Annotated in this window: 17 protein-coding genes; 10 read left to right on the top strand and 7 right to left on the bottom strand. The window is 66.6% G+C overall.

The window, feature by feature from the left end; all coding sequences use genetic code 11:
• The first annotated feature begins 6 nt into the window (after nucleotides 1-6).
• A complete protein-coding gene (gene murL, locus AC5P67_RS07805; RefSeq protein WP_111118507.1) occupies nucleotides 7-1,359 on the top strand; it encodes a UDP-N-acetyl-alpha-D-muramoyl-L-alanyl-L-glutamate epimerase in 1,353 nt (450 codons plus the stop codon).
• Complete coding sequence (gene murD, locus AC5P67_RS07810; protein ID WP_495214470.1) at nucleotides 1,340-2,749, top strand: UDP-N-acetylmuramoyl-L-alanine--D-glutamate ligase; 1,410 nt, start codon at nucleotides 1,340-1,342, stop codon at nucleotides 2,747-2,749. Before murL ends, murD begins: the two co-directional genes overlap by 20 nt.
• Before the next feature lie 94 nt (nucleotides 2,750-2,843).
• Here the strand turns inward: murD and AC5P67_RS07815 are convergent, their stop codons facing one another.
• Entirely contained in the window at nucleotides 2,844-3,437 is a 594-nt protein-coding gene (locus AC5P67_RS07815) for an SMI1/KNR4 family protein (RefSeq protein WP_012479376.1), read from the bottom strand.
• 132 nt (nucleotides 3,438-3,569) lie between these two features.
• Between AC5P67_RS07815 and AC5P67_RS07820 the strand changes: the two genes are divergently transcribed.
• The gene (locus tag AC5P67_RS07820) at nucleotides 3,570-4,361 is read left to right on the top strand and encodes a dienelactone hydrolase family protein (RefSeq protein ID WP_227843245.1); all 792 of its coding nucleotides are present in this window, start codon (nucleotides 3,570-3,572) and stop codon (nucleotides 4,359-4,361) included.
• A 189-nt stretch (nucleotides 4,362-4,550) separates the two neighbouring features.
• On the opposite strand, the gene AC5P67_RS07825 is transcribed toward AC5P67_RS07820, so the two are convergent.
• The gene (locus tag AC5P67_RS07825; RefSeq protein ID WP_012479378.1) at nucleotides 4,551-5,549 is read right to left on the bottom strand and encodes a polyprenyl synthetase family protein; all 999 of its coding nucleotides are present in this window, start codon (nucleotides 5,547-5,549) and stop codon (nucleotides 4,551-4,553) included.
• A 214-nt stretch (nucleotides 5,550-5,763) separates the two neighbouring features.
• Here AC5P67_RS07825 and AC5P67_RS07830 point away from each other — a divergent pair, with 214 nt between their 5' ends.
• Nucleotides 5,764-7,377: an alpha-glucosidase gene (locus AC5P67_RS07830; protein WP_495214474.1), complete on the top strand. Its 1,614-nt coding sequence runs from the start codon at nucleotides 5,764-5,766 to the stop codon at nucleotides 7,375-7,377.
• 186 nt (nucleotides 7,378-7,563) lie between these two features.
• Here AC5P67_RS07830 and AC5P67_RS07835 read toward each other — a convergent pair whose 3' ends face one another.
• Complete coding sequence (locus AC5P67_RS07835; protein WP_065183155.1) at nucleotides 7,564-10,317, bottom strand: TonB-dependent receptor; 2,754 nt, start codon at nucleotides 10,315-10,317, stop codon at nucleotides 7,564-7,566.
• A gap of 251 nt (nucleotides 10,318-10,568) precedes the next feature.
• The gene (locus AC5P67_RS07840; protein ID WP_111118504.1) at nucleotides 10,569-12,620 is read right to left on the bottom strand and encodes a glycoside hydrolase family 97 protein; all 2,052 of its coding nucleotides are present in this window, start codon (nucleotides 12,618-12,620) and stop codon (nucleotides 10,569-10,571) included.
• Between the two features lie 237 nt (nucleotides 12,621-12,857).
• On the opposite strand from AC5P67_RS07840, the gene AC5P67_RS07845 reads away from it, so the two are divergent.
• The 6 genes from AC5P67_RS07845 to AC5P67_RS07870 all read left to right on the top strand — a co-directional run bounded on the left by AC5P67_RS07845 (nucleotide 12,858) and on the right by AC5P67_RS07870 (nucleotide 19,677).
• Nucleotides 12,858-15,050, top strand: coding sequence for a glucosidase family protein (locus tag AC5P67_RS07845; protein WP_099527530.1), 2,193 nt, complete (start codon nucleotides 12,858-12,860; stop codon nucleotides 15,048-15,050).
• Nucleotides 15,047-16,534 (top strand): MFS transporter, encoded by a 1,488-nt coding sequence (locus tag AC5P67_RS07850; RefSeq protein ID WP_012479383.1) that lies wholly within the window; start codon nucleotides 15,047-15,049, stop codon nucleotides 16,532-16,534. Before AC5P67_RS07845 ends, AC5P67_RS07850 begins: the two co-directional genes overlap by 4 nt.
• Nucleotides 16,534-18,249 carry an alpha-amylase family glycosyl hydrolase gene (locus AC5P67_RS07855; RefSeq protein ID WP_495214477.1) on the top strand — a complete coding sequence of 572 codons (1,716 nt, stop codon included), beginning with the start codon at nucleotides 16,534-16,536 and terminating at the stop codon, nucleotides 18,247-18,249. Before AC5P67_RS07850 ends, AC5P67_RS07855 begins: the two co-directional genes overlap by 1 nt.
• A 121-nt stretch (nucleotides 18,250-18,370) precedes the next feature.
• Complete coding sequence (locus AC5P67_RS07860; RefSeq protein WP_021203054.1) at nucleotides 18,371-18,757, top strand: SseB family protein; 387 nt, start codon at nucleotides 18,371-18,373, stop codon at nucleotides 18,755-18,757.
• A 150-nt stretch (nucleotides 18,758-18,907) separates the two neighbouring features.
• Nucleotides 18,908-19,372: a GNAT family N-acetyltransferase gene (locus tag AC5P67_RS07865; RefSeq protein WP_049459136.1), complete on the top strand. Its 465-nt coding sequence runs from the start codon at nucleotides 18,908-18,910 to the stop codon at nucleotides 19,370-19,372.
• Nucleotides 19,369-19,677, top strand: a complete 309-nt coding sequence (locus AC5P67_RS07870) for a hypothetical protein (protein ID WP_049459135.1) — start codon at nucleotides 19,369-19,371, stop codon at nucleotides 19,675-19,677. Before AC5P67_RS07865 ends, AC5P67_RS07870 begins: the two co-directional genes overlap by 4 nt.
• Here the strand turns inward: AC5P67_RS07870 and AC5P67_RS07875 are convergent.
• The 3 genes from AC5P67_RS07875 to AC5P67_RS07885 form a co-directional block, all read right to left on the bottom strand.
• A complete protein-coding gene (locus AC5P67_RS07875) occupies nucleotides 19,667-20,068 on the bottom strand; it encodes a hypothetical protein (RefSeq protein ID WP_229302625.1) in 402 nt (133 codons plus the stop codon). The genes AC5P67_RS07870 and AC5P67_RS07875 overlap by 11 nt on opposite strands.
• A 146-nt stretch (nucleotides 20,069-20,214) precedes the next feature.
• The gene (locus tag AC5P67_RS07880) at nucleotides 20,215-23,799 is read right to left on the bottom strand and encodes an ABC transporter permease/M1 family aminopeptidase (RefSeq protein ID WP_495214480.1); all 3,585 of its coding nucleotides are present in this window, start codon (nucleotides 23,797-23,799) and stop codon (nucleotides 20,215-20,217) included.
• 12 nt (nucleotides 23,800-23,811) lie between these two features.
• A complete protein-coding gene (locus tag AC5P67_RS07885; RefSeq protein ID WP_049397658.1) occupies nucleotides 23,812-24,714 on the bottom strand; it encodes an ABC transporter ATP-binding protein in 903 nt (300 codons plus the stop codon).
• Between the last annotated feature and the right edge of the window lie 125 nt (nucleotides 24,715-24,839).

Raw genomic sequence — 24,839 nt, forward strand, 5'->3', positions numbered from 1 at the left:
TACACCATGACTGCTTTCGACAAACACCAGGTTTCCCGCTTCCGCTTCGTCCGCTGCGAATTCGCCGCGGAGACCGGCGTGGCCAGGCTGGTCTATGCCTTTGATGACGGCCCGGAGATGGTGGAGACCATCACCGTGCCCGGCGCCCCGTTCGTGCTGGACGAGGCGCGTACCGCCGCCGTGCAGCGCGCGCTGCAGCTGCTGCACCTGATCGCCGGTGTCAGCTACTACAAGGCGGGCGTGCCGGAGACGGTCAGCATCGACAGCTACAGCATCGATGCCGATACCGCCGCACTGGTGGAGACCATTTACCTCAACGGCCTGGGCGAATTCGCCTACCGCAATGGCCTGAACCTGCGCGGCCGCTTCCGGTTGCCGGTGCAGGGCGAGGCCGTGCAGGCGCCGTCGCTGGGCCTGCAGCCGCACGCGCTGGTGGCCATCGGCGGCGGCAAGGATTCGCTGGTCAGCATCGAAGCGCTGCGCCGTGCCGGCGTGGACGAGACCGTGACCTGGATCGGTGGCTCGCAGCTGATCCGTGCGTGCGCCGAGCGCACCGGCCTGCCGACATTGAACCTGGGCCGCACGCTGGCACCTGAACTGTTCGAGTTGAATCGCCAGGGCGCATGGAACGGCCATATCCCGGTGACGGTGGTGAACTCGGCGATCATGGTGCTGGCCGCGTTGCTGCACGGCGTGGACCAGGTGGTGTTCTCCAACGAGCGCTCGGCCAGCTACGGCAGCCAGATTCCAGGCACCGGCGAAGTGAATCATCAGTGGTCCAAGGGCTGGGCCTGCGAGCAGGCGTTCGGCAGCCATGTGCAGAAGTACGTGGCGGCGGACCTGCAGTACTACTCGCTGCTGCGCCCGATGTCCGAGCTGGCGGTGGCCCGCCAGTTCGCCAAGAGTGACTTCTACGACGCGCATTTCTCCAGCTGCAACCGCAACTTCCACATCCTCGGCGAGCGCCCGGTGAACCGCTGGTGCGGCGTCTGCCCGAAGTGCCACTTCGTGTTCCTGGCGCTGGCCCCGTTCATGCCCAAGACGCGCCTGGTGCGCATCTTCGGCCGCAACCTGCTGGACGATGCCGAGCAGGCCGGTGGCTTCGATGCGCTGCTGGAATTCCAGGACCACAAGCCGTTCGAGTGCGTGGGCGAAGGCCGCGAATCGCGTGCGGCGATGGCGACCCTGGCGCAACGCCCGGAGTGGAAGGAAGACGTGCTGGTGAAGCGCTTCTGCAACGAGATCCAGCCGCAGCTGGATGCCGCCGAACTGGAACTGGCACCGCTGCTGCAGCTGCAGGGCGAGCATCGCGTTCCGCCTGCGCTGTGGGAACGGGTGCGTGAAGATTTCGAAGCTTGACGGAAAGCGCGTTGCGCTGTGGGGCTGGGGCCGTGAGGGCCGCGCCGCGTTTGCGGTGCTGCGTGAGCGCCTGCCCTCGCTGCCGCTGAGCCTGTTCTGCCCGGCGGCCGAAGTCGAGGCCGCGCGTGCGGAAACGCAGGGCGTGCTGGACGTGCGTGGTGAGCCTTCTGCTGAAGCGCTGGCCGCGTTTGACGTGGTGATCAAGTCTCCCGGCATCAGCCCCTACCAGCCAATCGCGTTGGCGGCTGCAGGGCAGGGCACCCGCTTCATCGGTGGCACCGCGCTGTGGTTCGCCGAACACGCGGCCGACGATGGCATCGTGCACGACACCGTGTGCGTGACCGGTACCAAGGGCAAGAGCACCACCACCGCGCTGGTCGCGCACCTGCTGCGTGCCGCCGGCCACCGTACCGGCCTGGTCGGCAACATTGGCCTGCCGCTGCTGGAAGTGCTGGACCCGCAGCCCGCGCCTGAGTACTGGGCGGTGGAACTGTCCAGCTACCAGACCGGCGAAGTGGCACGCAGTGGCGCCCGCCCGCAGGTGGCGGTGGTGCTGAACCTGTTCCCGGAGCATCTGGACTGGCACGGCAGCGAACAGCGTTACATCGAAGACAAGCTGCGGCTGGTGACTGAAGCCGCACCGCGCATCGCCGTGCTCAATGCCGCCGATCCGCACCTGGCCGCGCTGTCGCTCCCTGACAGCGAAGTGGTCTGGTTCAACCAGCCGCAGGGCTGGCACATGCGCGGTGACGTCGTGCATCGCGGCGAACAGGCCGTGTTCGATACCCGCAACACGCCGCTGCCGGGCCGCCACAACCGCGGCAACCTGTGCGCGGTGCTGGCCGCGCTGGAAGCGCTGGGGCTGGATGCCGTAGCGCTGGCACCGGCGGTGCAGGATTTCCGCCCGCTGCCGAACCGCCTGCAGCGCATCGGCGTGGCCGATGGCCTGACCTACGTCAACGATTCGATCAGCACCACGCCGCATGCCAGCCTGGCCGCGCTGGAGTGCTTCGCCGGGCAGCGCATCGCGCTGCTGGTGGGCGGGCACGACCGTGGCCTGGACTGGACCGATTTCATGCAGCACATGGCGCACGACGTGCCGCCGGTGGAGATCGTGACCATGGGCAGCAACGGCCCGCGCATCCACGCCATGCTGCAGCCGCTGGCCGATGCCGGTCGCTTCGGTCTGCATGCTGCGGGCGATCTTGCCGAGGCGATGGCGCTGGCGCGTACTGCGCTGGGTGAGCAGGGTGGGGTGGTGCTGCTGTCGCCGGGCGCACCGAGCTTTGGTGCGTACCGCGATTACGTGGCGCGTGGCCGTCATTTCGCCGAGCTGGCCGGATTCGACCCGGACAGCATCAGCGCGATTCCGGGGCTGGGCATCGCCTGAGGGGTCGGATCCCTCTCCGCAGGAAAGGGCTCTGACCCCAACGGGATTCTGGCCGGCAACCCTCCGGAGAAATTCATCCACGCATGGCGTGGATCTACTGCTCCTCGTCGATGAACGCGTAGCCGCCGTCGATCAATTGCTGCAGATACGCATCGAAGCTGGGCGCGATCACCGCATAGCTGTCCGGGTCGTGCAGGTAGCGCACCACCTGGCCGACGGTGCCGCCCGGTGCGGGGTTGAAATCCAGGTAAAGCATCGACGTGCCGCCGTTGTTCATGCAGTGCGAGAAGCACAGGCGGCGGTTCATCGGCAGATCCGCGTCGATGCCTTCACCCAGAATCTCCGGCTCGTCATCCAGCCACTCTTCGTAGATGGAACGGATGCTGTCGTCCCATTGCTGCTGGTCCTCGAAGATCTGCGCGACCGAGCGCAGGTAGTACGGATAGCCGCCGTCTTCCACGTCCGACCCGAGCATCAGCACGCAGACCCCGCCGCCGGGGTACTCGCGGAAGTGGGTGCCATCGACGCGGGACAACAGTTCCACCAGGCTGTCAGGCACCTGCGGCCATTGCATGCGCAGGCGCTGCAGGTCTTCTGCGCTGGCGCCCTGGACGTGAGCCCATTGCGGGGCATCGTCGGCGGGCAGGCGTGGGATCAGGCCAGACAGAAAGCGGTCAACAAGGTTCATGCGAAAAAGGGGACGGAGGGGATTAAGTCGTATCCAACCACACCTGCGTCACGTCGCCAATGCAGAATGCGACGCGGGAGGGGCGAATACGGCTTAATCCCCTCCGTCCCCTTTTTCTCGCGGAGCAGGCGCATGAACCGATGGCGTTGTGGTGTGGCGATGGTGCTCGGCCTGGCGGCGATGCCGGCGTGGGCGGCAATGAAGACGCAGCCGGTGGAGTGGAAACACCAGGGCACGACCTTCAGTGGCGTGCTGGTCTATGACGATGGCGACAACGACAAGCGTCCGGGCCTGGTGATGGTGCCGAACTGGAAGGGTGTGAACGAGTCGGCCATCGAGAAGGCCAAGCAGCTGGCGGGCGATGATTACGTGGTGCTGGTGGCCGATGTGTACGGCAAGGGCGTGCGGCCGAAGACCGATGCCGAGGCCGGGCCGGTGGCCAGCAAGCTGCGCAACGACAGGCCACTGTTGCGCGCACGCGCGCTGGAAGCGGTGAACTTGCTCAAGGCGCAGGCCGGCAGGGTGCCGCTCGATGCCAGCCGGATCGGTGCGGTGGGCTTCTGCTTTGGCGGCACCACGGTGCTGGAGCTGGCCCGTGCCGGTGCGCCGTTGGCCGCTGTGGTCAGCCTGCACGGTGGGTTGGGTTCACCGCTGCCGGCGCAGGCCGGTGGCAGTCACCCGTCGGTGCTGGTGCTCAACGGTGCCGACGACAGGAGCGTGACCGCCGAGGATATCGCCGGTTTCCAGAGGGAAATGAACGCGGCCAAGGTCGACTGGGAGTTCACCAACTACAGCGGGGCGGTGCACTGCTTTGCCGAGCGCGATGCCAACAGCCCGCCGGGGTGCCAGTACAACGAGCGGGCGGCCAAGCGCGCGTGGAAGGCGCTGGATGAGTTCTTCGAGGAGCGCTTCGAGAAACGTTGATCCGCGCAGCGGTAGTGCCGGCCGCTGGCGGGCAACCTCATGATGCTGCGGATGTCATCGGGAATGCCGGCCAGCGGCCGGCACTACCGGATGCGGTCAATGCGAGCGTTCCCGTGCCGACCAATGGTCGGCACCCTCCGGAACGCCGGTTTGGTGGGTGCCGACCGTTGGTCGGCACACCTCAACCCATCAATGCGAGCGCTGCACCGCGTAACGCGCCAGGCCACGCAGGGCCGCCACGGCATCGTTGTCGCCCAGGCCATCGAGCGCGCGCTCGGCGGCTTCGGCATATTCCTCGGCACGCGCGCGGCTGTACTCCAGGCCGCCGGTGGAGCGGATCGCGGCCAGTACTTCCGGCATCGCCGAAGCGTCGCCGTCCTGCACGATGGTGCGCAGGCGCTCGCGGGTGGCGTCGTCGGAATGGGCCATGGCATGGATCAGCGGCAGCGTGGCCTTGCCCTCGGCGAGGTCGTCGCCCAGGTTCTTGCCCAGTTCCTCGGCATTGGCCGAGTAGTCCAGCACGTCGTCGGCGATCTGGAACGCGTAGCCCAGATGCATGCCGTAGTCGAACAGGGCCTGCTGGGTGGCTTCGTCCACGCCGCTGGCCAGCGCACCCAGGCGGGTGCCGGCGGCGAACAGAACCGCGGTCTTGCGCTCGATCACACGCAGGTAGGCGGCTTCGTCGGTGTCCGGGTTGTGCACGTGCAGCAGCTGCAGCACTTCACCCTCGGCGATGCGGTTGGTGGCGTCGGCCAGGATCTGCATCACCGGCATGCGCTCCAGCTCGACCATCAGCTGGAAGCTGCGCGAGTACAGGAAGTCGCCGACCAGCACGCTGGGCGCGTTGCCCCACAGCGCGTTGGCGGTGCTGCGGCCACGGCGCAGGCTGGATTCGTCCACCACGTCATCGTGCAGCAGGGTCGAGGTATGGATGAACTCGATGATCGCCGCCAACTGGTGGTGCTCCGGACCGGCCTGGCCCACCGCGTGGCCGGCCAGCATCACCAGCATCGGGCGCAGGCGCTTGCCGCCGGCGGAAATGATGTGGTCGGCGATCTGGTTGATCAGCACGACGTCCGAGGACAGGCGGCGCCGGATCAGGGCGTCGACGGCGGCCATGTCGGCCGCGGCAAGCGACTGGATCTGGGGCAGGCCCAGGGCGGGACGGGTGTCTTCGGTGATGGTCATGCGATCAGGCTTTCAGGCTCACCACCGATTATAGGCGCTGGCCGTGAATTCGGGCGCAAACGGGGCTGGCCGGCGTTCCCGGCGCCGCAAACGCTGCCGCCTGCGTGAATACGTATGCAGGTTGCGCCATGCCCGCGAGGCCGCCGCTAAGCTTGCCGGAACAGGATTTCGGCCCGCTACTGGCGGGTCCCGCATGCCCGGAGGGGGGCTGTCGATGTCGCACTATCCATGGTGGCGCGGAGCCGTCATCTACCAGATCTACCCGCGCAGCTACCTCGATGCCAACGGCGATGGCGTGGGCGACCTGCCGGGCATCATCCAGCGCCTGGACCATATTGCCGCGCTGGGCGTGGACGCGATCTGGATCTCGCCGTTCTTCAAGTCGCCGATGGCCGACTTCGGCTACGACATCGCCGACTATCGCGACGTCGACCCGCTGTTCGGCAGCCTGGACGACTTCGACCGTCTACTGGCCAAGGCGCACGACCTGGGCCTGAAGGTGATGATCGACCAGGTGTTGAGCCATACCTCGATCGAGCACGCCTGGTTCCGCGAGAGCCGCCAGGACCGCAGTAATCCGAAGGCCGACTGGTACGTCTGGGCCGACCCGCGCGAGGACGGCACCCCGCCCAACAACTGGCTGTCGCTGTTCGGCGGCGGCGCCTGGCAGTGGGAACCGCGCCGTGAGCAGTACTACCTGCACAACTTCCTGGTCGACCAGCCGGACCTGAACTTCCACAACCCGGACGTGCAGCAGGCCACCCTGGACAATGTGCGGTTCTGGCTGGACCGCGGCGTGGACGGCTTCCGCCTGGATGCGATCAACTTCTGCTTCCACGACGCGCAGCTGCGCGATAACCCGCCCAAGCCGGCGGACAAGCGCGTGGGCCGCGGCTTCAGTCCGGACAACCCGTACGCCTACCAGTACCACTTCTACAACAACACCCAACCGGAGAACCTGCCATTCCTGGAGCAGCTGCGCGCGCTGCTGGATGAGTATCCGGGCGCGGTGAGCCTGGGCGAGATCTCGTCGGAAGACTCGCTGGCCACCACCGCCGAGTACACCCAGGACGGCCGCCTGCACATGGGCTACAGCTTCGAGCTGCTGGTGGACGACTACAGCGCGGCCTACATCCGCGACACGGTCTCGCGGTTGGAAGCGGCGATGACCGAAGGCTGGCCGTGCTGGGCGGTTTCGAATCACGATGTGGAACGCGCGGTCAGCCGCTGGGGCGGCTATCCGGCCGATCCGCGCCTGGCGCGGATGCTGGTGGCGATGCTGTGCTCGCTGCGCGGCTCGGTGTGCCTGTACCAGGGCGAGGAGCTGGGCCTGGCCGAGGCCGAGGTGCCGTTCGAGGCGCTGCAGGACCCGTATGGCATCACCTTCTGGCCGAATTTCAAGGGCCGCGACGGTTGCCGTACCCCGCTGCCGTGGAGCGACGCTCCGCTGGCTGGCTTTACCTCCGGCACGCCCTGGCTGCCGATCCCGGCCGAGCACCGGGCGGCGGCGGTGGCCGTGCAGGAGCGCGACCCGCACTCGGTCCTGGCGGCGTTCCGCGCCTTCCTGGCCTGGCGGCGTAGCCAGCCGGCGCTCCTGCATGGCAGCATCCGGTTCATCGAAAGCGCCGAGCCAGTGCTGCTGTTCGAGCGTATGCTTGCAGATGAAACCCTCCTGCTGGCCTTCAACCTGTCGGCCGAAGCGGTGAGCCATCCGCTGCCGCCGGGCAACTGGCAGCAGGTGGCGGTGCCGGGCCCGGATGCGGGCACGGTGCAGGGCAATGAACTCCAGCTGCCGCCGCGCGCGGTGTATTGCGCCCGACGCAGCTGACCGTTTTCTCCGGTGGCGGTACTTGCGGGGACGGGGCCGAAGCGCCCCGTCCCTTTTTTGTGGGTGGCCCTGGCCGACCAACTGCCGGCACCCGCGCAAAAGAAAACCCGCTGCCTGCGCAGCGGGTTTCCGGTCCTGCTCCCTGTTTTCTGTTGCCGGCCAGCGGCCGGCCCTACCCGGTGCGGGTCAGAACTTGTAGTTCACGCCCAGCATGTACGTGCGGCCCCACTCGATGTACTCCAGCGGACGATCCTTGCTGCCGGCGTAGGTGCGGTACGGCTCGTTGGTCAGGTTGCTACCCTGCAGCAGCACGGTCAGCCCCCGCAGGGCGCTGCTGTCGCTGAAGGTGTAGCTGACCTGCGCGTCGGTCACGTTCTCGCCGACGACGTAACGCAGGCTGCGGTTGCCATTGAAGTTGCCGATCTCACCGATGAAGTCCGAACGACGGCGTTGGCTGACACGTGCCTCAAAGCCGTTGCGCTCATAGTAGGCGGTGAAGTTGTACACGCGCTTGGACAGGCCCGGCAGGCTGATCGGGTCGCTGCCCACGCTGGACGCGCTTTCCGGGTCCAGGATGGTGATGTCGCTCTTGTTGAAGGTCGCGCTGGCCTGCACGCCGAACCCGCGCAGGCTGTCGGTCAGCATCTCCAGCGGGAACGACCCGGTCAGCTCCAGGCCCTTCAGCGTGCCGCCCTTGCCGTTCTGCGGCGCGGAGAAGGTGCCGGTGTACTGAACCGGCGCCGCACCTTGCTGAGGAACGTAGTTGCGAAGCAGTTCGGTGAAGTCGTAGTTGTCCACCGACTGGGTGTAGACGTAGCTTTTCAGGTCCTTGTAGAAGATCGCGGCGGCCACGTAGGCCTTCTCGCCGAAGTACTTCTCATAGGACAGGTCCAGTGCGGTGGCGCGCCACGGGTCCAGCAAAGGGTTGCCGCCACTGCCACCGGGGCGGCCGGTGCCGGTATCCACGCCGAACTCCAGGCCGGCACGCATCTGGTCCACGCGCGGCCGCGCAACCTGCTTGGCGGCGGCAAAGCGCAGCGTCTGCTGGTGCGGGAACATGAAGGCCAGGTTCAAGCTCGGCAGCCAGTCGTTGTACTTGCGGCCTGCGGAGTAGGGCTGGATGTTGCTGCCAGCCGGCTGCGAGCTGTCCCAGTAGCGCGAATCCGAGCTCTGGTCGGTGTGCTGCATCTGCACGCCGATGTTGCCGCGCACGCCGACCACGCCGATGTCGGTGTTGATGTTCAGGCGCGCCCACGCGGTGGTGATCTTTTCCTGCACCGTCCACGACTTGGGAATCAGGTAGTCCAGGTTGTCGACCGGGTTGAAGATCATGTAGCGACCGACCGCGGCCGGCACGTTCCAGGCCGGGATGGTGCCGAGGCCGGCGAAGCTCAGGTCGACCGGGCGGTACTGCAGGTCCGAGGCGATGTTGGCATCACCCTGTGCACCGAGCAGGATGTTGCCTTCGGACTGGGTCTTCACCTTGCGGCGGTCGGCATGGTTCACGCCGATGTCGAGGTCTGGCGCCCACGAGGCAATGGCCTCGGGCAGCGCAATCGTGGCGGCCAGCTTGCCGCCCTTCAGGCGGTCTTCCACCTGCGGCACCTTGCCGTAGCCGGAACCGTAGATGGTGTTGGTCAGGAACAGCGCGTCGGGATTGGAGTAGTTCAGGCCCGGGTTGATCTGCGAGAAGCCGTTCTGGCGGATCGACACGCCGACCGTGTCCAGCTGCGGCATCGGGGTCAGCTGCAGGTTGTTTTCCAGGTTCAGCTCAGCGCGCGTGGCCTTGGAGTAGTTCAGGTCGGCGACCAGCTTGACGCCGCCGAAGTTGAACTCGTTGTTCCAGCCGAACGCATCGATCTTGTCCTTGCGCTTGTTGTACATGCCGCGCACCAGCGGATACACGCCGCTGGCGGTGCCGCCGGTGAACGAGCCGTTGGCGTTGATCTGCGGGTTGCTGACCAGCAGGCCCGGGGTGTAGTTGCCGTTGTAGTTGCTGAGGTTCAGCTCGAACTGGTTGGCGGTGTCGATCTGCTCGGCTTCGGTGTGGAACGCATCGAAGGTGCTGGTCCAGCTGTTGTTCGGCCGGAACTGGATCGTGGCCATCACGCCGTCGCGCTTGTTGTTGCCGGTGCGGCGCAGCGCCTTGATGCCATCGGAGAAGTAGGTGCCGGCGCCCACGCCCGGGCGCTCGCCCTTGTCGGTGTGTTCGGTGGTCCACGGTTCGTACAGGCCGACCTGGTTCTCCTGGATCGGCATGTCGCTGTGCGCGTAGCCGATGGCAATGCCCAGGGTCTTGTCCAGGAACTGGTCGATGTAGCTGGCGCTGAAGCGGTTGCCGTACGGATCGACGTTGGCGGCGCGGCCCAGCGAACTCTTCTGGTAGCGGCCGCTGACCGCGATCACGCGCTCGCCAAAGCTGAGCGGGCGTGCAGTCTGCATGTCGATGGTGCCCGACAGGCCCTGGCCGACCAGCGCCGCGTCCGGGGTCTTGTAGACGGTCACGCCGTTGACCAGCTCGGACGGGTACTGGTCGAACTCGACACCGCGGTTGTCGCCGGTGCTGACCACTTCACGGCCATTGAGCAGGGTGGTGGCGAAGTCCGGCGACAGGCCGCGCACGCTGATCACCTGCGCACGGCCGGCCACGCGCTGCGCGGCCAGGCCGGGCAGGCGCGAGATCGATTCGGCGATGCTGACGTCGGGCAGCTTGCCGATGTCTTCGGCGGAAATCGCCTCGACCACCGAAGTGGCGTCCTGCTTGACCGCGATCGCGCTCTCGATGCCGCGGCGGATGCCGGTAACCTGCACCGTATCCAGGTTGGTGGCGGCGGTGGCGGCCGGCGTGGTGGTGCTCTGCGTGGACTGTGCCGACGCCAGCGTCGGCGCCAGCACAACGGCCAGCGCGAGACTCAGCGCACTGCGCTTGTGGTTCAACATTTTCCCCTCCCAGGCAATGTTGCAGATCGATTTGTGAGCGTTCCGGCGGTGCCGTGAACGTGCGACGCGGTGGCCGCTGTCGTCGCCGCTATGGTAGGCAGCGCATTCTTCGCGGGAATCACCCTGCATACGTATTCAATGGCGTTTGCAGGGGTGTAATCGCTTTCAGATCCTGCTTGCGGTGGTGCCGGCCAGCGGCCGGCAATCACGTTCGCCGGCTTGCCGGCCAGCGGCCGGCACTACCGGGGCATTCACAGCGGCGTGAAGCGAATGGCCTGCCCACCGCCCGGTGCCAGCACCAGCGTCAGTGCATCGGCACTGGTCACCTCGCGGGTTTCGCGTGCGAACGCGAACGGGTTGCTGCGGAAATCAGCGCCTTCACCATCACGGTAGATCTCGGCGCGATAGCGCACGCCCGGCTCCAGGAAGCCCAGCGATACCGGCAGCACGCGGCCGTGTTCGTCGGTGATGCTGCCGAGGAACCAGTCGCGGCTGTTGCGGTCACGGCGCACGATCGTCACGTAGTCGCCCACTTCGCCATCGAGCACGCGGCTCTGCTCCCAGTCCACCGCCACGTCCTCGATGAAGCGGAATGCCTCGCGGTGCTGCAGGTAGTGCTCGGGCAGGTCGGCGGCCATCTGGATCGGGCTGTACAGCACCACGTACAGCGCCAGCTGGCGGGCCAGCGTGCTGGGGATGGCCTGGCCGTGGCGGCCCTTCAGGCTGAGGATGCCGGGGGTGTAATCCATCGGCCCGGCCAGCATGCGGGTGAACACCAGGTTGACCTCGTGCTCGGGCGGGTTCGGCGGCTGGCCCCAGGCGTTGTACTCCATGCCGCGCGCGCCTTCGCGCGAGATCCAGTTGGGGTAGGTGCGGCGCAGGCCGGTGTCCTTGATCGGCTCATGCGGGTTCACCGACAGGTGCCGGCGCGCAGCCTCCTGCACCACCTTCAGGTGATGGCGGGCCATGAACTGCCCGTCGTGCCACTCGCGCCACAGTGGGCCCCCCGTGGGATTGCGGCGGTCGACCTGGCCATCGTCGCAGACGTAGCCGGTCTTGAACTGGTCCACGCCCAGCCGTGCGTACAGGTCCAGCGCGGCGCCCAGCTGGTCCTCGTAGTGCTCGATGGCGCAGCCGGTTTCATGGTGGCCGATCAGGTGCACACCCTTTTTCAGGCCATATGCCGACAGCGCTTCAATGTCGAAATCGGGCGTGGCCCGGGTGAAATCGAAGTCGTAGCCGTTGCCCACCCACATGCCGTCCCACCCCGGGTTCCAGCCCTCCACCAGCACGCCGCGGAAGCCATGCGCGGCGGCGAAGTCGATCACCTTCTTCGTCTTGGCGGTGGTGGCCGCGTGCTTCGGCCCCGTGGCCCAGCTCTCGTTGTCCAGGTGCATCGACCACCACACGCCCACGTACTTGGCCGGCTTCACCCAGCTCACATCACCCAGCGCATTGGGCTCGTTGAGGTTGAGGATCAGGTCCGATTCGACCAGGCCACCGGCACGGTCTGCGATCTGCAGCGTGCGCCAGGGCGTGGCGAAGGGCAGGGCACGACGCACCTTCCAGCCTTCGGCCGAGGGTGACAGCTGCGCGCGCAGGCGTTGTCCCTCGGTGCGCCGCAGCCACATGCCGGCGTAGTCCACCAGAGCGGCCTCGTGAATGGCCACATGCAGGCCATCGCGGCTGCGCACGGTCATCGGCGTATGCACCAGCGGCACCTCGCGCAGCGGCGTGCGCTGGTACAGATATTCGTAGTGGATCGGCTCGCCGGCGGGGATCCACCAGGCGGTGGATTCAGGCGCGATGGCGAACTCGGTCAGTTCGTCATCGATGATCGCCTCGTGCAGGTTTGGCTGTTCGGGGAACACATAGCGGAAGCCCAGGCCATCGTCGTAGGCGCGGAACACCACATCCAGCCGACGCTTGCTGCCGGTGGTTTCGGCCAGCTGCACGGTCAGCTCGTTGAAGTGGTTGCGGGTGAGCCGGCGCTCGCCCCACGGCTGCTCCCAGCTGTCGTCGACGCTGCGCCGCTGCTGGCCAAGCAGGGCGAAATCGCGGTCCAGGCGGCCGTCGCGCAGGGCGAAGCCGAGCTTCGAATCCTCCACCACGGGTTCGCCGAAACGCTCGACGCGGTAGCGGGCGGTGCCGCCATCCAGCACCAGGCTGACCTTGAGCACCTTGCCGGGTGATTCGACGCTGACGACCTGTGGCGCGGCCTGTGCCAGCGTGGCCAATCCCAGCAGGGCCACGCCGAGCATGTGCGCGAACAGTGCGCGTACAACCGTGTGTGACATCGGCATTTCCCCTCCCAAGGCGCCGTTGGCAGACCCGGACCATAAGCCAGCGCAGCAGGCGCGCTACCGCGTGGCGCCATGAATACGTATGCAGCTGGACGCAGCCGACAGCCCCGCGTCTACCATGGGGCCAAGGCACCTTGAGGGAGGGGCCGCGCCCGCCCGCCGGCAACGACGGTGCGGACCTACAACGCGTGCAGAGAGGGAGGGAGGCCGACGGGCGCAAGCCGGTCCGCCGCTTCGATGCTGAAGATCATTTGCCTGACCGCTGCCCTGGGGGCAGCGCTGGGATCGACCGCGCAGGCGGCCGACCTGCAATTCGACGGCCGCCATGCGCGCGCCGAAGCCGCTGCCAACGGCAGCTTCGTGCTGCATGCGCCGAAGGGCGCAGTGCAGATCGCAGCCGCACCGATGCGCAGCCAGACCGGCAGCGTGATGTTCGACGCGTTGTTCGCGCTGGCCCAGCAGGAGATGGACCAGGACCGCGTGGACGCGATTCGCGATCCCGCGTTCGACGAAGGCCGACCGGTGCCGTGCGAGTGCTTCCAGACCGGCGCGCGCTGGCCCTATGTGTGGACCCGCGATGTCAGCTTCGCCGCCGATCTGGCGCTGGCGCGGCTGGACCCGCGACGCACCCGGCAGTCGCTGCAGTTCAAGCTGTCGGCGGCGCGCGACGGGCACACGCCCGGCCTGTTCGTGGCGCAGGACACCGGTTCCGGTGGCAGCTGGCCGATCAGCAGCGATCGCGTGGTGTGGTTCCTGGCGGCCCGTCATCTGCTGGAGGATCGCGCGTTTGCCGACCAGGTCTGGCAGGCGCTGAAGGGCACGCTGGCGCAGGACCGCGCGATGGTGTTCGACGCGCAGGTGGGCCTGTACCGTGGCGAGACCTCCTTCCTGGACTGGCGCGAGCAGACCTATCCGGACTGGACCCGCGAGGACGTGCGCTTCATCGGTGATTCCTACGCACTGTCCACCAACGTGCTGCACTACCAGGCACTGCGCCTGGCCGAACGCCTGGCCGGCCAGCACGGCGACGCCCGCGCGGCCGACTACAAGGCGTGGGCCGATGCGTTGGCGCAGCAGGTCGATGCGCGCTTCTGGCGCGAGGATATCGGCCAGTACATGAGCTACATCGGCGAAGCCGCGCACCCGGTGCCGTACGCCAAGGTCGATCTGCTGGGCCTGTCGCTGGGCATCCTCGCCGGGGTGCTGCCGCCCGAGCGCGCACGCCGTGCACTGGCTGCTTACCCGATGGGGCCAGCCGGCAGCCCCGTGGTCTGGCCGCAGGAAGCGCAGCAGCCGATCTACCACAACCGTGCGATCTGGCCGTTTGTCAGCGCCTACTCGCTGCGTGCGGCGCGGCAGCTGGACGATGGGCCGCGCATCGCCGCCGAGATCCGTTCGCTGATGCGGGGCGCCGCGCTGGCCGGTTCCAACATGGAGAACTACGAGCTGGTCAGCCAGGCCGTGCATGTCGAGGAAGGCGCGCTGAGCGGCCCGGTGGTCAACTCCGAACGCCAGCTGTGGTCGGTGGCCGGGTATCTGTCGATGGTGGTCGAAGGCGTGATCGGCGTGCAGGACGATGGCCGCGTGCAGCCCAAGCTGCCGGCGGTGCTGGTGCCGGAACTGTTCGGCACGCAGCGCAGCATCAGCCTGGAAGTCACTGGCAAGCGCTATGTGCTGGAGCGTCCGCAGAGCGTGGGCGATGGCTTGCTGGTGGCGGGCAGGACCACCACGCGCGGCACGACCACCACGGTGCAGCTGGTGACTGCCCCGGCAGCAACAGGCTTCGCTGCCACGACTGCGGATGCCAACGCGCGTGCGCCCGCAACACCCGCGGCACCGCAGGCCCTGCGCAGGGGCACGGGTTGGAACGTTCCGGTGCAAGCCGGGCAGGTTCTGTGGAAGGACGGCAGGGCCGTCGTCGCCAGCAACGGCCAGGTGCAGATCAACGACGATGGGCTGCAGCATTGCCTCAGCCTGACCCGACGCGAAGGCGCGTTGGAATCGCTGCACAGCCCAATGGTCTGCGTCGGTCCGCAGCAGGTGCTGAAGGGTGCGCAGCGCTGGCAGTTCACCTCGGCCAAGGCCGGGCAGGTTCGCCTGCGCCTGCAATATCGAAACCCGAACGGGCCGATCAACACCGGCGTCACGGCTGCGGTCAAGCAGCTGGTGCTGCAGTGCCCGGGCCAGCCGTTGCAGCGGCATACGGTCACGCTGCCGCACAGCGTGGCCGTGCAGGACTCGACCTCGGCAACATTCACGGTGCCAAAGGGGCAATGCACGGTTGCGCTTGAAGAGGGCTTCAACATGAGCGCGCTTGAACATTTCGCGCACTACACCGGTGGCAAGGGCGGCCGCGAGGGCGTGCTCAACCAGGCCCAGGTGCAGGCGCTGACGGTGGCGCCGGTGGCGATGGAAGAGGGGGCACGATGAATCGTCCCGCCAAACCGCAGCTGTCGTTCTGGCAGATCTGGAACATGTGTTTCGGCTTCCTCGGCATCCAGTTCGGGTTCGCCCTGCAGAACGCCAACGCCAGCCGCATCTTCGAGACGCTGGGTGCGGACATCGACGCGGTACCCGGGCTGTGGATTGCCGCGCCGCTGACCGGCCTGCTGGTGCAACCGGTGATCGGTTACCTGTCCGACCGCACCTGGACCCGCTGGGGTCGTCGTCGTCCGTACTTCATGATCGGTGCGGTGTTGACCACGCTGGCGCTGCTGGTGATGCCGAACTCGCCGACGCTGTGGATCGCGGCCGGCACGCTGTGGGTGCTGGATGCCTCGATCAACGTATCGATGGAGCCGTTCCGTGCCTTTGTCGGCGACCAGCTGGCGCCACGCCAGCGTCCGGCCGGCTACGCGATGCAGAGCTTCTTCATCGGCGTGGGCGCCATCGTCGCCAGCTTCCTGCCATTCATCCTGGCCCACTTCGGCGTTGCCAACACCGCGGCCGCCGGGGAAGTGCCCGACACTGTGCGCTATGCGTTCTACTTCGGCGCGGTGGTGCTGCTCGCGGCGATCACCTGGACGGTGGTCAGCACCCGCGAATATTCACCGGCGGAGCTGGCCGGGTTCGATGATGCCGAGCCGCCGGAACATCACGCGGCGGCCGCGATCAACGGCCCGGCTTCATGGACGCGGGTGACCCTGTGGCTTGGGTTGGGTGTGTTGTTGGCGCTGCTGATCACCTGGCGGCAGGGCGACCGGATGCTGTACGTGCTGGCCGGCCTGTGCGCCGGCTACGGCCTGCTGCTGGCGGCGGCGCGCGCGCTGCCGGCCACGCATATGCTGGCCGCCATCGTCGGCGACCTGCGCGCGATGCCGGTCACCATGCGCCGCCTGGCGTGGGTGCAGTTCTTCTCGTGGTTCGCGCTGTTCGCCATGTGGATCTACACCACCGCTGCGGTGGCCGGTACCCACTTCGGTTCGACTGATCCACAGTCGGCCGCCTACAACGAAGGTGCCAACTGGGTGGGCGTGCTGTTTGGCGCCTACAACGGCTTCGCTGCGCTGGCGGCGGTGCTGATTCCGCCGATGGTGCGTGCGATCGGCCTGCGCTGGAGCCACCTGGTCAACCTGTGGCTGGGCGGCGCCGGCCTGGTCTCGCTGATGTTCATCCGCGACCCGCACTGGCTGCTGCTGTCGATGGTGGGTGTGGGCTTTGCCTGGGCCTCGATCCTGTCGTTGCCGTATGCACTGCTGTCCGACAGCGTGCCGGCGTCGAAGATGGGTGTGTACATGGGCATCTTCAATTTCTTCATCGTGATCCCGCAGCTGGTGGCGGCCAGCGCGCTTGGCTTTGCCCTGCGCGCCTGGCTGGGTGGCCAGCCGATGCATGTGCTGGTGCTGGGCGGCTGCAGCCTGTTCCTGGCCGGCCTGTGCGTGCTGCGGGTTCCGTCCCGTCCGGAGGTGGTGTGATGCGTGGTGTCCTGGCTGTTGCTGTTTCCCTTGCCCTGTTCGCCGGCCAGGCCGCGGCCGCGCCGCGCCCGGACTACGTCGGCACCACCGAGCCGTTCGCCAGCGATGCGGTGTACTTCGTGGTCACCGACCGCTTTGTCAACGGTGATCCGTCCAACGACCATCGTGACCAGGGTGGCGCGCACCGCACCTTCGATATCCCGGTGCCGTGCCCGGACAAGGTGGACGGCAACATCGGCTATCTCGGCGGCGACTTCCGTGGCGTGCTCGACAATGCGCAGTACATCCGCAACCTGGGCTTCGGTGCGGTGTGGATCACGCCCATCGTCGACAACCCGGACGAGGCCTTTACCGGCAGCAAGCCGATCAGCTGCACCAGCACGCTGACCGACCGCGGCAAGACCGGTTACCACGGCTACTGGGGCATCAATTTCTACAAGCTCGACGAGCACCTGCCGAGCAGGGACCTGGACTTCGCCGGGCTGACCAAGGGCCTGCACGGTGCTGGCTTGAAGGTGGTGCTGGATATCGTAGGCAACCACGGTTCGCCGGCCTGGACCATGCCGACACGGCAGCCGCAGTTCGGGCAGATCTTCGACAAGGACGGAAAACTGATTGCCGACCACCAGAACCTGCCGCCGCAGAAACTGGATCCGAAGCACAACCCGTTGCACGCGTTCTACAACAACATCGGTCCGGTCGACAGAAAGGACGGCTCGATCTTCGACCGCAACCTGGCCGAGCTGTCGGACTTCAACCAGGACAATCCGGCGGTGATGGACTACCTGGTCGGCGCCTACCTGCAGTGGACCGCGCAGGGCGTGGACGCGTTGCGCATCGACACCATCGGCTGGCTGCCGCACCCGTGGTGGCATGAATTCATCAAGCGCATCCGCGCCGAGCATCCGGGCATGTTCATGTTCGGCGAAGCGTTCGACTACGATGCCGCGCGCATCGCCGAGCACACCTGGCCCGCCAACGCGAACGTGAGCGTGCTCGATTTCCCATTGCGCGGCGCGCTGGAGCAGACCTTCGGCACCGCCGCCAAGGGCTTCGAAACCCTGGCCGAGCCGCTGCACCTGAGCGGCGGACCGTACGCCAACCCGTACGAGCTGATGAGCTTCTACGACAACCACGACATGCCGCGCCTGCAGGCCAGCGACGATGGCTTCATCGATGCGCACAACTGGCTGTTCACCGCGCGCGGCATTCCGGTGGTCTATTACGGTTCGGAGACGGGCTTCATGCGTGGCCGTGCCGAGCATGCCGGCAATCGTGCGTACTTCGGCCAGCCGCGTGTGGATGCGGCGCCGAAGAGCCCGATCTTCGCGCCGCTGCAGCGTATCGCCAGGCTGCGCGAAGCCACCCCGGCGCTGCAGCGCGGCCTGCAGGTGAACGAGCGCCTGCAGGGCGATGAGGCAGTGTTCTTCCGCGTGCTGCAGCATGGCGAGGTGGCGCAGACCGCGCTGGTGCTGCTGAACAAGGGCGACAGGGCAAAGAGCTTCACTGTGTCGCGTTACGTCCAGGCGGGCCGCTGGCGCGATGCGCTGGACGGCGGTTCGTTGCAGGTGAACGGTCTGCTGAAGGCCGACGTGCCCGCGCACGGCGTGAAGGTCTATGTGCTGGACGCTGCCGTGCAGCAGCCGGCGCTGCAGGCCGAGCTGGACAAGGCGATGGCCGACCAGAAGGCGCGGGACCAGCGTCTGGGGCGGTAGTGCCGGCCGCTGGCCGGCAGCCCCGGATTCCGGGTACCTGCAGGTGCCGGCCAGTGGCCGGCACTACCGGGTTTGGCCGCATCCGGCACAATAGGCACCCCTCACGCCCCGCCGTATCGCCATGACCGACCTCGCCCCGCAGACCCCGATCGAAACCCTGCTGAAGGCGGCGATGGACGGGGCGGTGCCGATCCGCGCCTTCATGGAGGCCTTCGTCGCTTCCGAGGTAGTGCTGCTGACCGGCAGCCTGGTGACCCCCGATGGCAGCGGCTTCGACCCGCTGCTGTTCGACAAGCAGGGCACCCTGCACGTGGCCGTGTTCACCGATCCGTCGCGGGTGGGCATCTACAGCCAGCAGGCCGAACACCAGATCCGCTGGCGGATGCTGGACGTGCTGCGCCGGGTGCCGGGTGGCTACGGCGTGGTGATCAACCCGGGTACTTCGCTGGGCTTTGAGATCTCGCCCAGCGGCGTTGGCGAGATCCTGAAGGACTTCGCCCAGGGCTGAGTTGCCGTCGCGCCATTTGTAGCGTCGAGCCATGCTCGACTGCCTTTCGCGCATGGCCTGATGTGTCGAGCATGGCTCGACGCTACAGAAGGCTTCCCTTCGGGCGCCGTCCATGATCCCCTTGGGTGACATCGGGATCGAGGCATTGCCATGGAATTCAGGGGACTACCCGCCGACGCACCGGAACGGCAGCAATTGGCCCAGTGGTACAACGCGGAATGGGGCCAGGACGCCGGCCTGACACTGGAACAGGAACTGCAGCGGCTCAATCCGCCACAGGATGCCGAAGGTTTCCCGCACCTGATCGCCGCATTCGATGACGGTCAGGTGGTTGGCGCAGTCCAGCTCAAGCGGCGGGAAATGCAGGCGTTCCCACAGTACGAACATTGGCTGGGCAGCGTGTTCGTGGCCGACAGCCATCGCGGGCGTGGGCTGGCTGGCGCGCTGGTGGAGCAAGCAGCGGCGCAGGCGGTGCGGATGGGGGTTTCCGATCTCTACCTGCAGACCGAGGCCCTGGACGGTGGGCTGTATGCGCGGCTGGGCTGGAAGCCGCTGCAGGAAGCCGACAACCGCAGCTATCGCGTGCTGGTGATGGTGCGCAGGTTGGCAGCATGAGCGTACCCACGGCACGCCATTCCCGCTCGGCCCTGATCTTCCTGATCGCGGCGATCGCTGCCGCGCTGGTGTCCATGCCCCTGCTGCGCGCGGTGGGCATGGTGCTATGGCCGGTGTTCGTCATTGCCTGGCTGATCAACCTGGGCGCGGCCTGGCATCTGGCCCAGCGGGCGCGCCAGCAGGGCCGTTCGGCATGGGCGTTCGGGTTGCCGGCGGCGCTCGGTACCGTCGCCTCGATCGTGGTCTTCGTGCTGCTGGCGTTGCTGGGGCCGAAGGCCAGGCCTCAGCCGGAAATCACCGGCTGAGTGCTTCGTTCCACTCGTTCCACAGGACACCGTCCACGGCGGTGAGCAGTGTCTGCTGGACCTCGATCAGCGTGTTCATCTCATCCAAAACCGCCTCCAGGTCGGTGATTGAGATCTCGAATCTGGCCGTGCACTGGCTCATGGCATGTACGTGTTCAGTGCCATGCGCTAGCTCGATGGCTTCCTGGAGGACATGGGGCGCGTCGTTGAGAGAGAGCCGCAGGCGAACGTCTTCATCGCCCGTAATGAGAACACTGTTCCCACCCAGCTCCAATTCGAGCTCAAGACCACAGTCGGCCAATACCTCGGCTGCCCAGTTCACTGATGCGGAGATTCCGTGTGCGGCGAAGTAGATATGGCTGGATGTCATCGCGGCCTCTCGAAGGTTCACGGAAAGTATCGCTTGCCTTGAAATGGAATCTGGTGGTGTCCCTGCATCTCTGGCCAATCAGGACTTTAAATGACGCAATTGGGCGTGGCATGTCGTTTCTGTCTGCAGCAGTGATGCCAGCCATTTGACTGGCACCACCGCATACCTCACATCGTCACCTTGCGCCGGTTGTCATCGCTCACCCGGTCGATCAGCTTGTTGTAGGGATCGAAGCCTGCTTCGTCCGGCTTTTCATCCACCGTCACCGTGATCTTCGGATCGGTGCTGGTGATGTGATGACGCTGCAGGTACAGCACTCTCTGGTCGCGTTCCTTGCCTGAAGGCCCGTTGGCGAACACGCCGATCTCGACCCAGTCATCCATCTTTCCGTCGCTCTCCTTGCCCTTGCCGTCGGCGTACTGCTTGGCGGCGTGCAGGTCCAGGGTCACGTCGTAGCGGCCGTCATCGCGCTTGCGGGCGCTGGCGGCCATCACGCGGTTGTCGTAGAAGCTGATCTTCTCGAACAGGTCGGTGACCAGCTGCTGGCGGTCGGCCGGGGTCTCGGCACGGAGGTAGTCCAGCAGCTCGCGTGAGGTGGTGTACGGCGGTTGCTGGTACCCCTTGTCCTGCAGGAAGCGCTTCAATGCGCGGTTAAGCGCCTGCTCGCCGATCTCCTCGCGCAGGCGGTAGAACACCAGCGAACCCTTCTGGTAGTGGATGTACTGCTGGTTCTCCACACGTTCCAGCGGCTGTTCCTCGATGGCCTCGCCGCCGCGGCCGGACAGGTAGCCGTCCAGTTCGCGCTTGAGGAACTGGCGCATGTGCTGGCGGCCGTACTCCTGCTCCATCACCATCAGCGCAGAGTACTGCGACAACGATTCGGACAGCACCGTCGCGCCCTGCACGTTGGCACCGATCACCTGGTGCGCCCACCACTGGTGCGCGATCTCGTGCGCGGTTACGTAGAACACGTAGTCCACCTTGTCCGGGTCACGCAGGTCGGCGATGAAACCGATGGCCTCGGAGTAGGGGATGGTGTTGGCGAACGACTGCGCGAAGCGCGCATAGCCCGGGAACTCGATGATGCGCACCTGGCGATGCTGGTACGGGGTGAAGTTCGCTTCGTAGTAGGTCAGCGACTTCTGCACCGCTTCGATCATACGGTCCACGTTGTAGCCGTGCGCCGGGTCGAAGTAGACCTCCACCGGGATGTTCTTGTACTTCGCCCTGCGCACCTCCCAGCGTGCCGAGAGGTAGGCGTAGAAGTTCAGCATTGGCCGGTCCATGGCGTAGCTGAAGCAGCGCCGGCCATTTACCGTGGTCTCCTTCAGAAGGTAGCCCGGCGCCAACGCCACCTGGTCTGGTGCCGTGCAGATCGTGGTGCGGAAGTCGAGCCAGTCGGCATCGTTGGCTATGTACGTGTTGGCACGCGCGGCTTCGTCTTCCAGCTTGGGCATGCGCCGCGGCTCACCCAGGTCGCGCTTGCGCCGCTCGTTGCGGTCGCTGATCTCGGCGCCTTCGTTGTAGCCGAACGACGGCAGTACGCGGCTGTTGAAGAAGGTGCCGTTGTCGACGATGTTGCTTGGTGCTTGGCCCGCGGTGATGCCGTTGGGCTTCTGCACCACCCGGAAATGCACGCTGCGGGTTTCACCCGGTTGCAGCGGTTTCTGCAGGCGGTAGATGCGGTAGCCGAGATCGGCGTCATGCATCGATAGTGTCTGCCCACCCAGGTCGACCGCGACCAGCTGCTTGTCATCACCCATCGAGACGTGCACGTCCTGGATCGGCGTGGCGTGGGTATTGCGCACCGTCCAGTTCGCATCGATCACCATCGACTGCGATTCCGGGAACAGATCCACGCGGTTGTCCACCGCCACGATGCGGGGCTGCGGCAGCGTGCGGTACTTCGACAGCTCGCGCTCGTAGCGGGCCTGCAGATCCAGCTGTTGGTCGGGCGAGATGAACTCGTTGCGGATGTTGGTGCTCCAGTACAGCCAGCCACCCACGCCGACGAAGGCCAATGCGGCGACTCCGGCGAAGACCCCGGTCGGGCCGCGCAGGCGGCGGCCGGCCAGGGTCATGCGCTGGCGCAACCCTTGGCTGACACCGCGCACCCAGAATGCCGACGCCAGGCACATCAACGTCAGCAGGAACAGCGCCCAGTAGCCCTGGAACACCAGTTGCCCGGTCAGGAAGTGGCCGTAGCCGTTCATGTCCGAATAGGGTGCGTTGGGCCAGCTGCCGAAGTTGTACAGGTTCTGCGTGTAGTCGAGCATGCCCAGCACGCCTTGGCCGATCATCACCACGATCAGCAATGCGTAACCGACGAACTTGTTGTTGGTGAGCACCTGCAGCACCAGCGCCAGGCCCCCCATGAGGATGTAGACCACCGAATCCAGCGCCAGGCTGCGCAGGTACAGGAGCGGCTCCAGATGCGTGTAGCCCTTGGCCAGCTGCACGCCCATCGCGGCCAGCGCGCCGGCGGCCTGGAAGCAGACGATCACGGCCAGCAGTGCGGTGAACTTGGCCAGCAGCGGCACCCAGTTCGGCACTGGCATGGCATCGGTCACTTCATTGATGCGCGCACTGCGTTCCTTCCAGACCAGCTCACCGGCGAAGAACAGCACGATGATCACCAGCAGCCAGCTGAAGGCCCCCTGCAGGCCCATGATCATCTGCGAGGTGACCGGCCAGATCGAGGTGCCGTACAGGGTCTGCCGGAACAGCGCGCTGGGCAGGAAGTTGGCCAGGCCCAATACCAGCAGCACGATGAACGGCACGCTGCGCAGGACGCCGCGTGTATCGAAGCGGACCTGGCGCAGGAACTGCTGCCACGCCGTGCTGGCAGTGAACGCCGGTATCACGCGCGGCAGTGTCGCGCGGGTGGGGCGGACCACGCTGGCATCGGCAGCCGGTTGCGCCTGCCTGCGGCCCCAGCGCGGACGGCCACTGCCGCTGCGTTCGGTGCGGAACAGCGCGAAGGTGGCGGCGAACAGCGCGGCAGCCACGCCCAACCACAGGGCGCGGTTGGCCAGCAGGTAACCGGCCAGCTCGGGAATCCCGTCGTTGCGTTCGGCAGTGGACCAGTAGCGGATGGTACGGCCGAGTGCGCGCATGCCCAGCGGTTCGCTCAGCACCGCGATCCACGTATTGTCGATGTCGCGCAGCAGCGCCGCGCTGGCGCCGTACAGGACCAGGTAGGCCACCAGGCCGATGTAGACCCAGAGGATCGAGCGGGTCAGCGCTGCCAGCAGCGACAGCAGCGCGGTGGTGAACAACAGGTTCGGAATGACGATGACCGCGAACGTCCAGGCATAGCCCTGCCAGCTGATCGGGCCCATGCGTTCGGGATCGACCCAGGGCATGAACGGCGCCAGCCACAGGCCGAACGCGATCAGGATGTAGACCAGCAGCCCGGCCGCCAGGGCGGCAGCGATGCGCCCGGCCAGGTAATCGCGGCGCTTCACCGGGCTGGCGAAGATCAGTTCGGCAGTGCCGAGTTCGAAGTCACGCAACAGCGCGTTGCTGACGAACAGCGCGGTGACCAGCATGCCGAGCAGGGTGAAGATGCCCAGCATCTGCGCGATCACGGTGGGCGCGTTGCTGTGCACGTTGCCGGTGCCGCCACCGATCTGCACGGCGTCGCTGGACGCTGCGGCAAAGGCAAGCAGGGCGAACAGCCCGGCCAGCAGCCACAGCAGCGGGGAACGCAGCTGCTCGCGCAGTTCGAAGCGGAAGAAATTGAAGATCATGGCGTGCTCCGCTCAGGCTGCCGCGCGGGCACGGGCCTGCAGGCGCAGGCGCTGGAAGTACACGTCCTCGAGGTCGGGAGCCACGGCTGCGAAGCCGTCGCCGGGGTCGTTGGTGCTGTGCACGTGGATCACCGGGCGACCACCGACCAGGCGGGTGGACAGCACCACGTAGCGTGCCTCGTGGTCGGCCAGTTCCGAAGGATCAACCTGCTTGCGCCAGACCTGGTGCTGCAGGGCGTCGATCGCTTCGGCAGGACGGCCGGTCAGCAGCACCTGGCCCTTGTTCATGATCGCCATCGTCGGACACAGATCGGTCACGTCCTCGACGATGTGGGTGGACAGGATCACCGCCACGTTCTCGCCGATGGCCGCCAGCAGGTTGAGGAAGCGGTTGCGCTCTTCCGGGTCGAGGCCGGCGGTGGGTTCATCGACGATCACCAGCCGCGGGTCACCCAGCAGCGCCTGGGCAATGCCGAAGCGCTGGCGCATGCCGCCGGAGTAGGTGCCCAGCTTGCGCTTGCGGGCATCCCACAGATTCACCTGCTGCAGCAGCCCATCGACCACCTCGCGGCGCTGCGCGCGCTGGGTCAGGCCCTTGAGCACCGCGAAATGCTCCAGCAGGTCCAGCGCGCTGACTTTCGGATACACGCCGAAATCCTGCGGCAGGTAGCCCAGCCGGCGGCGCACCGCGTCCTTGTCGCGCAGCACGTCGATCGGCGCCTCGCCTGGAATGCTGAGCGTCGCCGTTCCGCTGTCGGCCTCCTGCAGGGTGGACAGCGTGCGCATCAGCGACGACTTGCCGGCGCCGTTGGGGCCGAGCAGGCCGAACATGCCGCGCGGGATGTCCAGGCTGACGTTGTTGAGGGCGTGCACGCCATTAGCGTACGTCTTCGACAGCGAATCGATCTTCAGCATGTGACGTACACCTTTCCATGGGCGATGTCTGCGCGTTATCCGCGCATCAGCCTCCGTGCGCATCCGCCGTTGGTCATGGGGGGAGAATTCCGCCGTCGCACGTTGGGGCGGGGCGGGAGGCCTGG

The organism is Stenotrophomonas sp. YJH_SMC_21 (genome assembly GCF_059369555.1).

What these genes read in the sequence shown, in the direction of transcription:
- AC5P67_RS07850 (WP_012479383.1), top strand. Translation starts at nt 15,047, where the DNA reads ATGAATCGTCCCGCCAAACCGCAGCTGTCGTTCTGGCAGATCTGGAAC.
- AC5P67_RS07840 (WP_111118504.1), bottom strand. Translation starts at nt 12,620, where the DNA reads ATGCCGATGTCACACACGGTTGTACGCGCACTGTTCGCGCACATGCTC.
- AC5P67_RS07845 (WP_099527530.1), top strand. Translation starts at nt 12,858, where the DNA reads ATGCTGAAGATCATTTGCCTGACCGCTGCCCTGGGGGCAGCGCTGGGA.
- AC5P67_RS07870 (WP_049459135.1), top strand. Translation starts at nt 19,369, where the DNA reads ATGAGCGTACCCACGGCACGCCATTCCCGCTCGGCCCTGATCTTCCTG.
- AC5P67_RS07860 (WP_021203054.1), top strand. Translation starts at nt 18,371, where the DNA reads ATGACCGACCTCGCCCCGCAGACCCCGATCGAAACCCTGCTGAAGGCG.
- AC5P67_RS07855 (WP_495214477.1), top strand. Translation starts at nt 16,534, where the DNA reads ATGCGTGGTGTCCTGGCTGTTGCTGTTTCCCTTGCCCTGTTCGCCGGC.
- murL (WP_111118507.1), top strand. Translation starts at nt 7, where the DNA reads ATGACTGCTTTCGACAAACACCAGGTTTCCCGCTTCCGCTTCGTCCGC.
- AC5P67_RS07865 (WP_049459136.1), top strand. Translation starts at nt 18,908, where the DNA reads ATGGAATTCAGGGGACTACCCGCCGACGCACCGGAACGGCAGCAATTG.
- AC5P67_RS07885 (WP_049397658.1), bottom strand. Translation starts at nt 24,714, where the DNA reads ATGCTGAAGATCGATTCGCTGTCGAAGACGTACGCTAATGGCGTGCAC.
- AC5P67_RS07820 (WP_227843245.1), top strand. Translation starts at nt 3,570, where the DNA reads ATGAACCGATGGCGTTGTGGTGTGGCGATGGTGCTCGGCCTGGCGGCG.
- AC5P67_RS07830 (WP_495214474.1), top strand. Translation starts at nt 5,764, where the DNA reads ATGTCGCACTATCCATGGTGGCGCGGAGCCGTCATCTACCAGATCTAC.
- AC5P67_RS07815 (WP_012479376.1), bottom strand. Translation starts at nt 3,437, where the DNA reads ATGAACCTTGTTGACCGCTTTCTGTCTGGCCTGATCCCACGCCTGCCC.
- AC5P67_RS07825 (WP_012479378.1), bottom strand. Translation starts at nt 5,549, where the DNA reads ATGACCATCACCGAAGACACCCGTCCCGCCCTGGGCCTGCCCCAGATC.
- AC5P67_RS07835 (WP_065183155.1), bottom strand. Translation starts at nt 10,317, where the DNA reads ATGTTGAACCACAAGCGCAGTGCGCTGAGTCTCGCGCTGGCCGTTGTG.
- AC5P67_RS07880 (WP_495214480.1), bottom strand. Translation starts at nt 23,799, where the DNA reads ATGATCTTCAATTTCTTCCGCTTCGAACTGCGCGAGCAGCTGCGTTCC.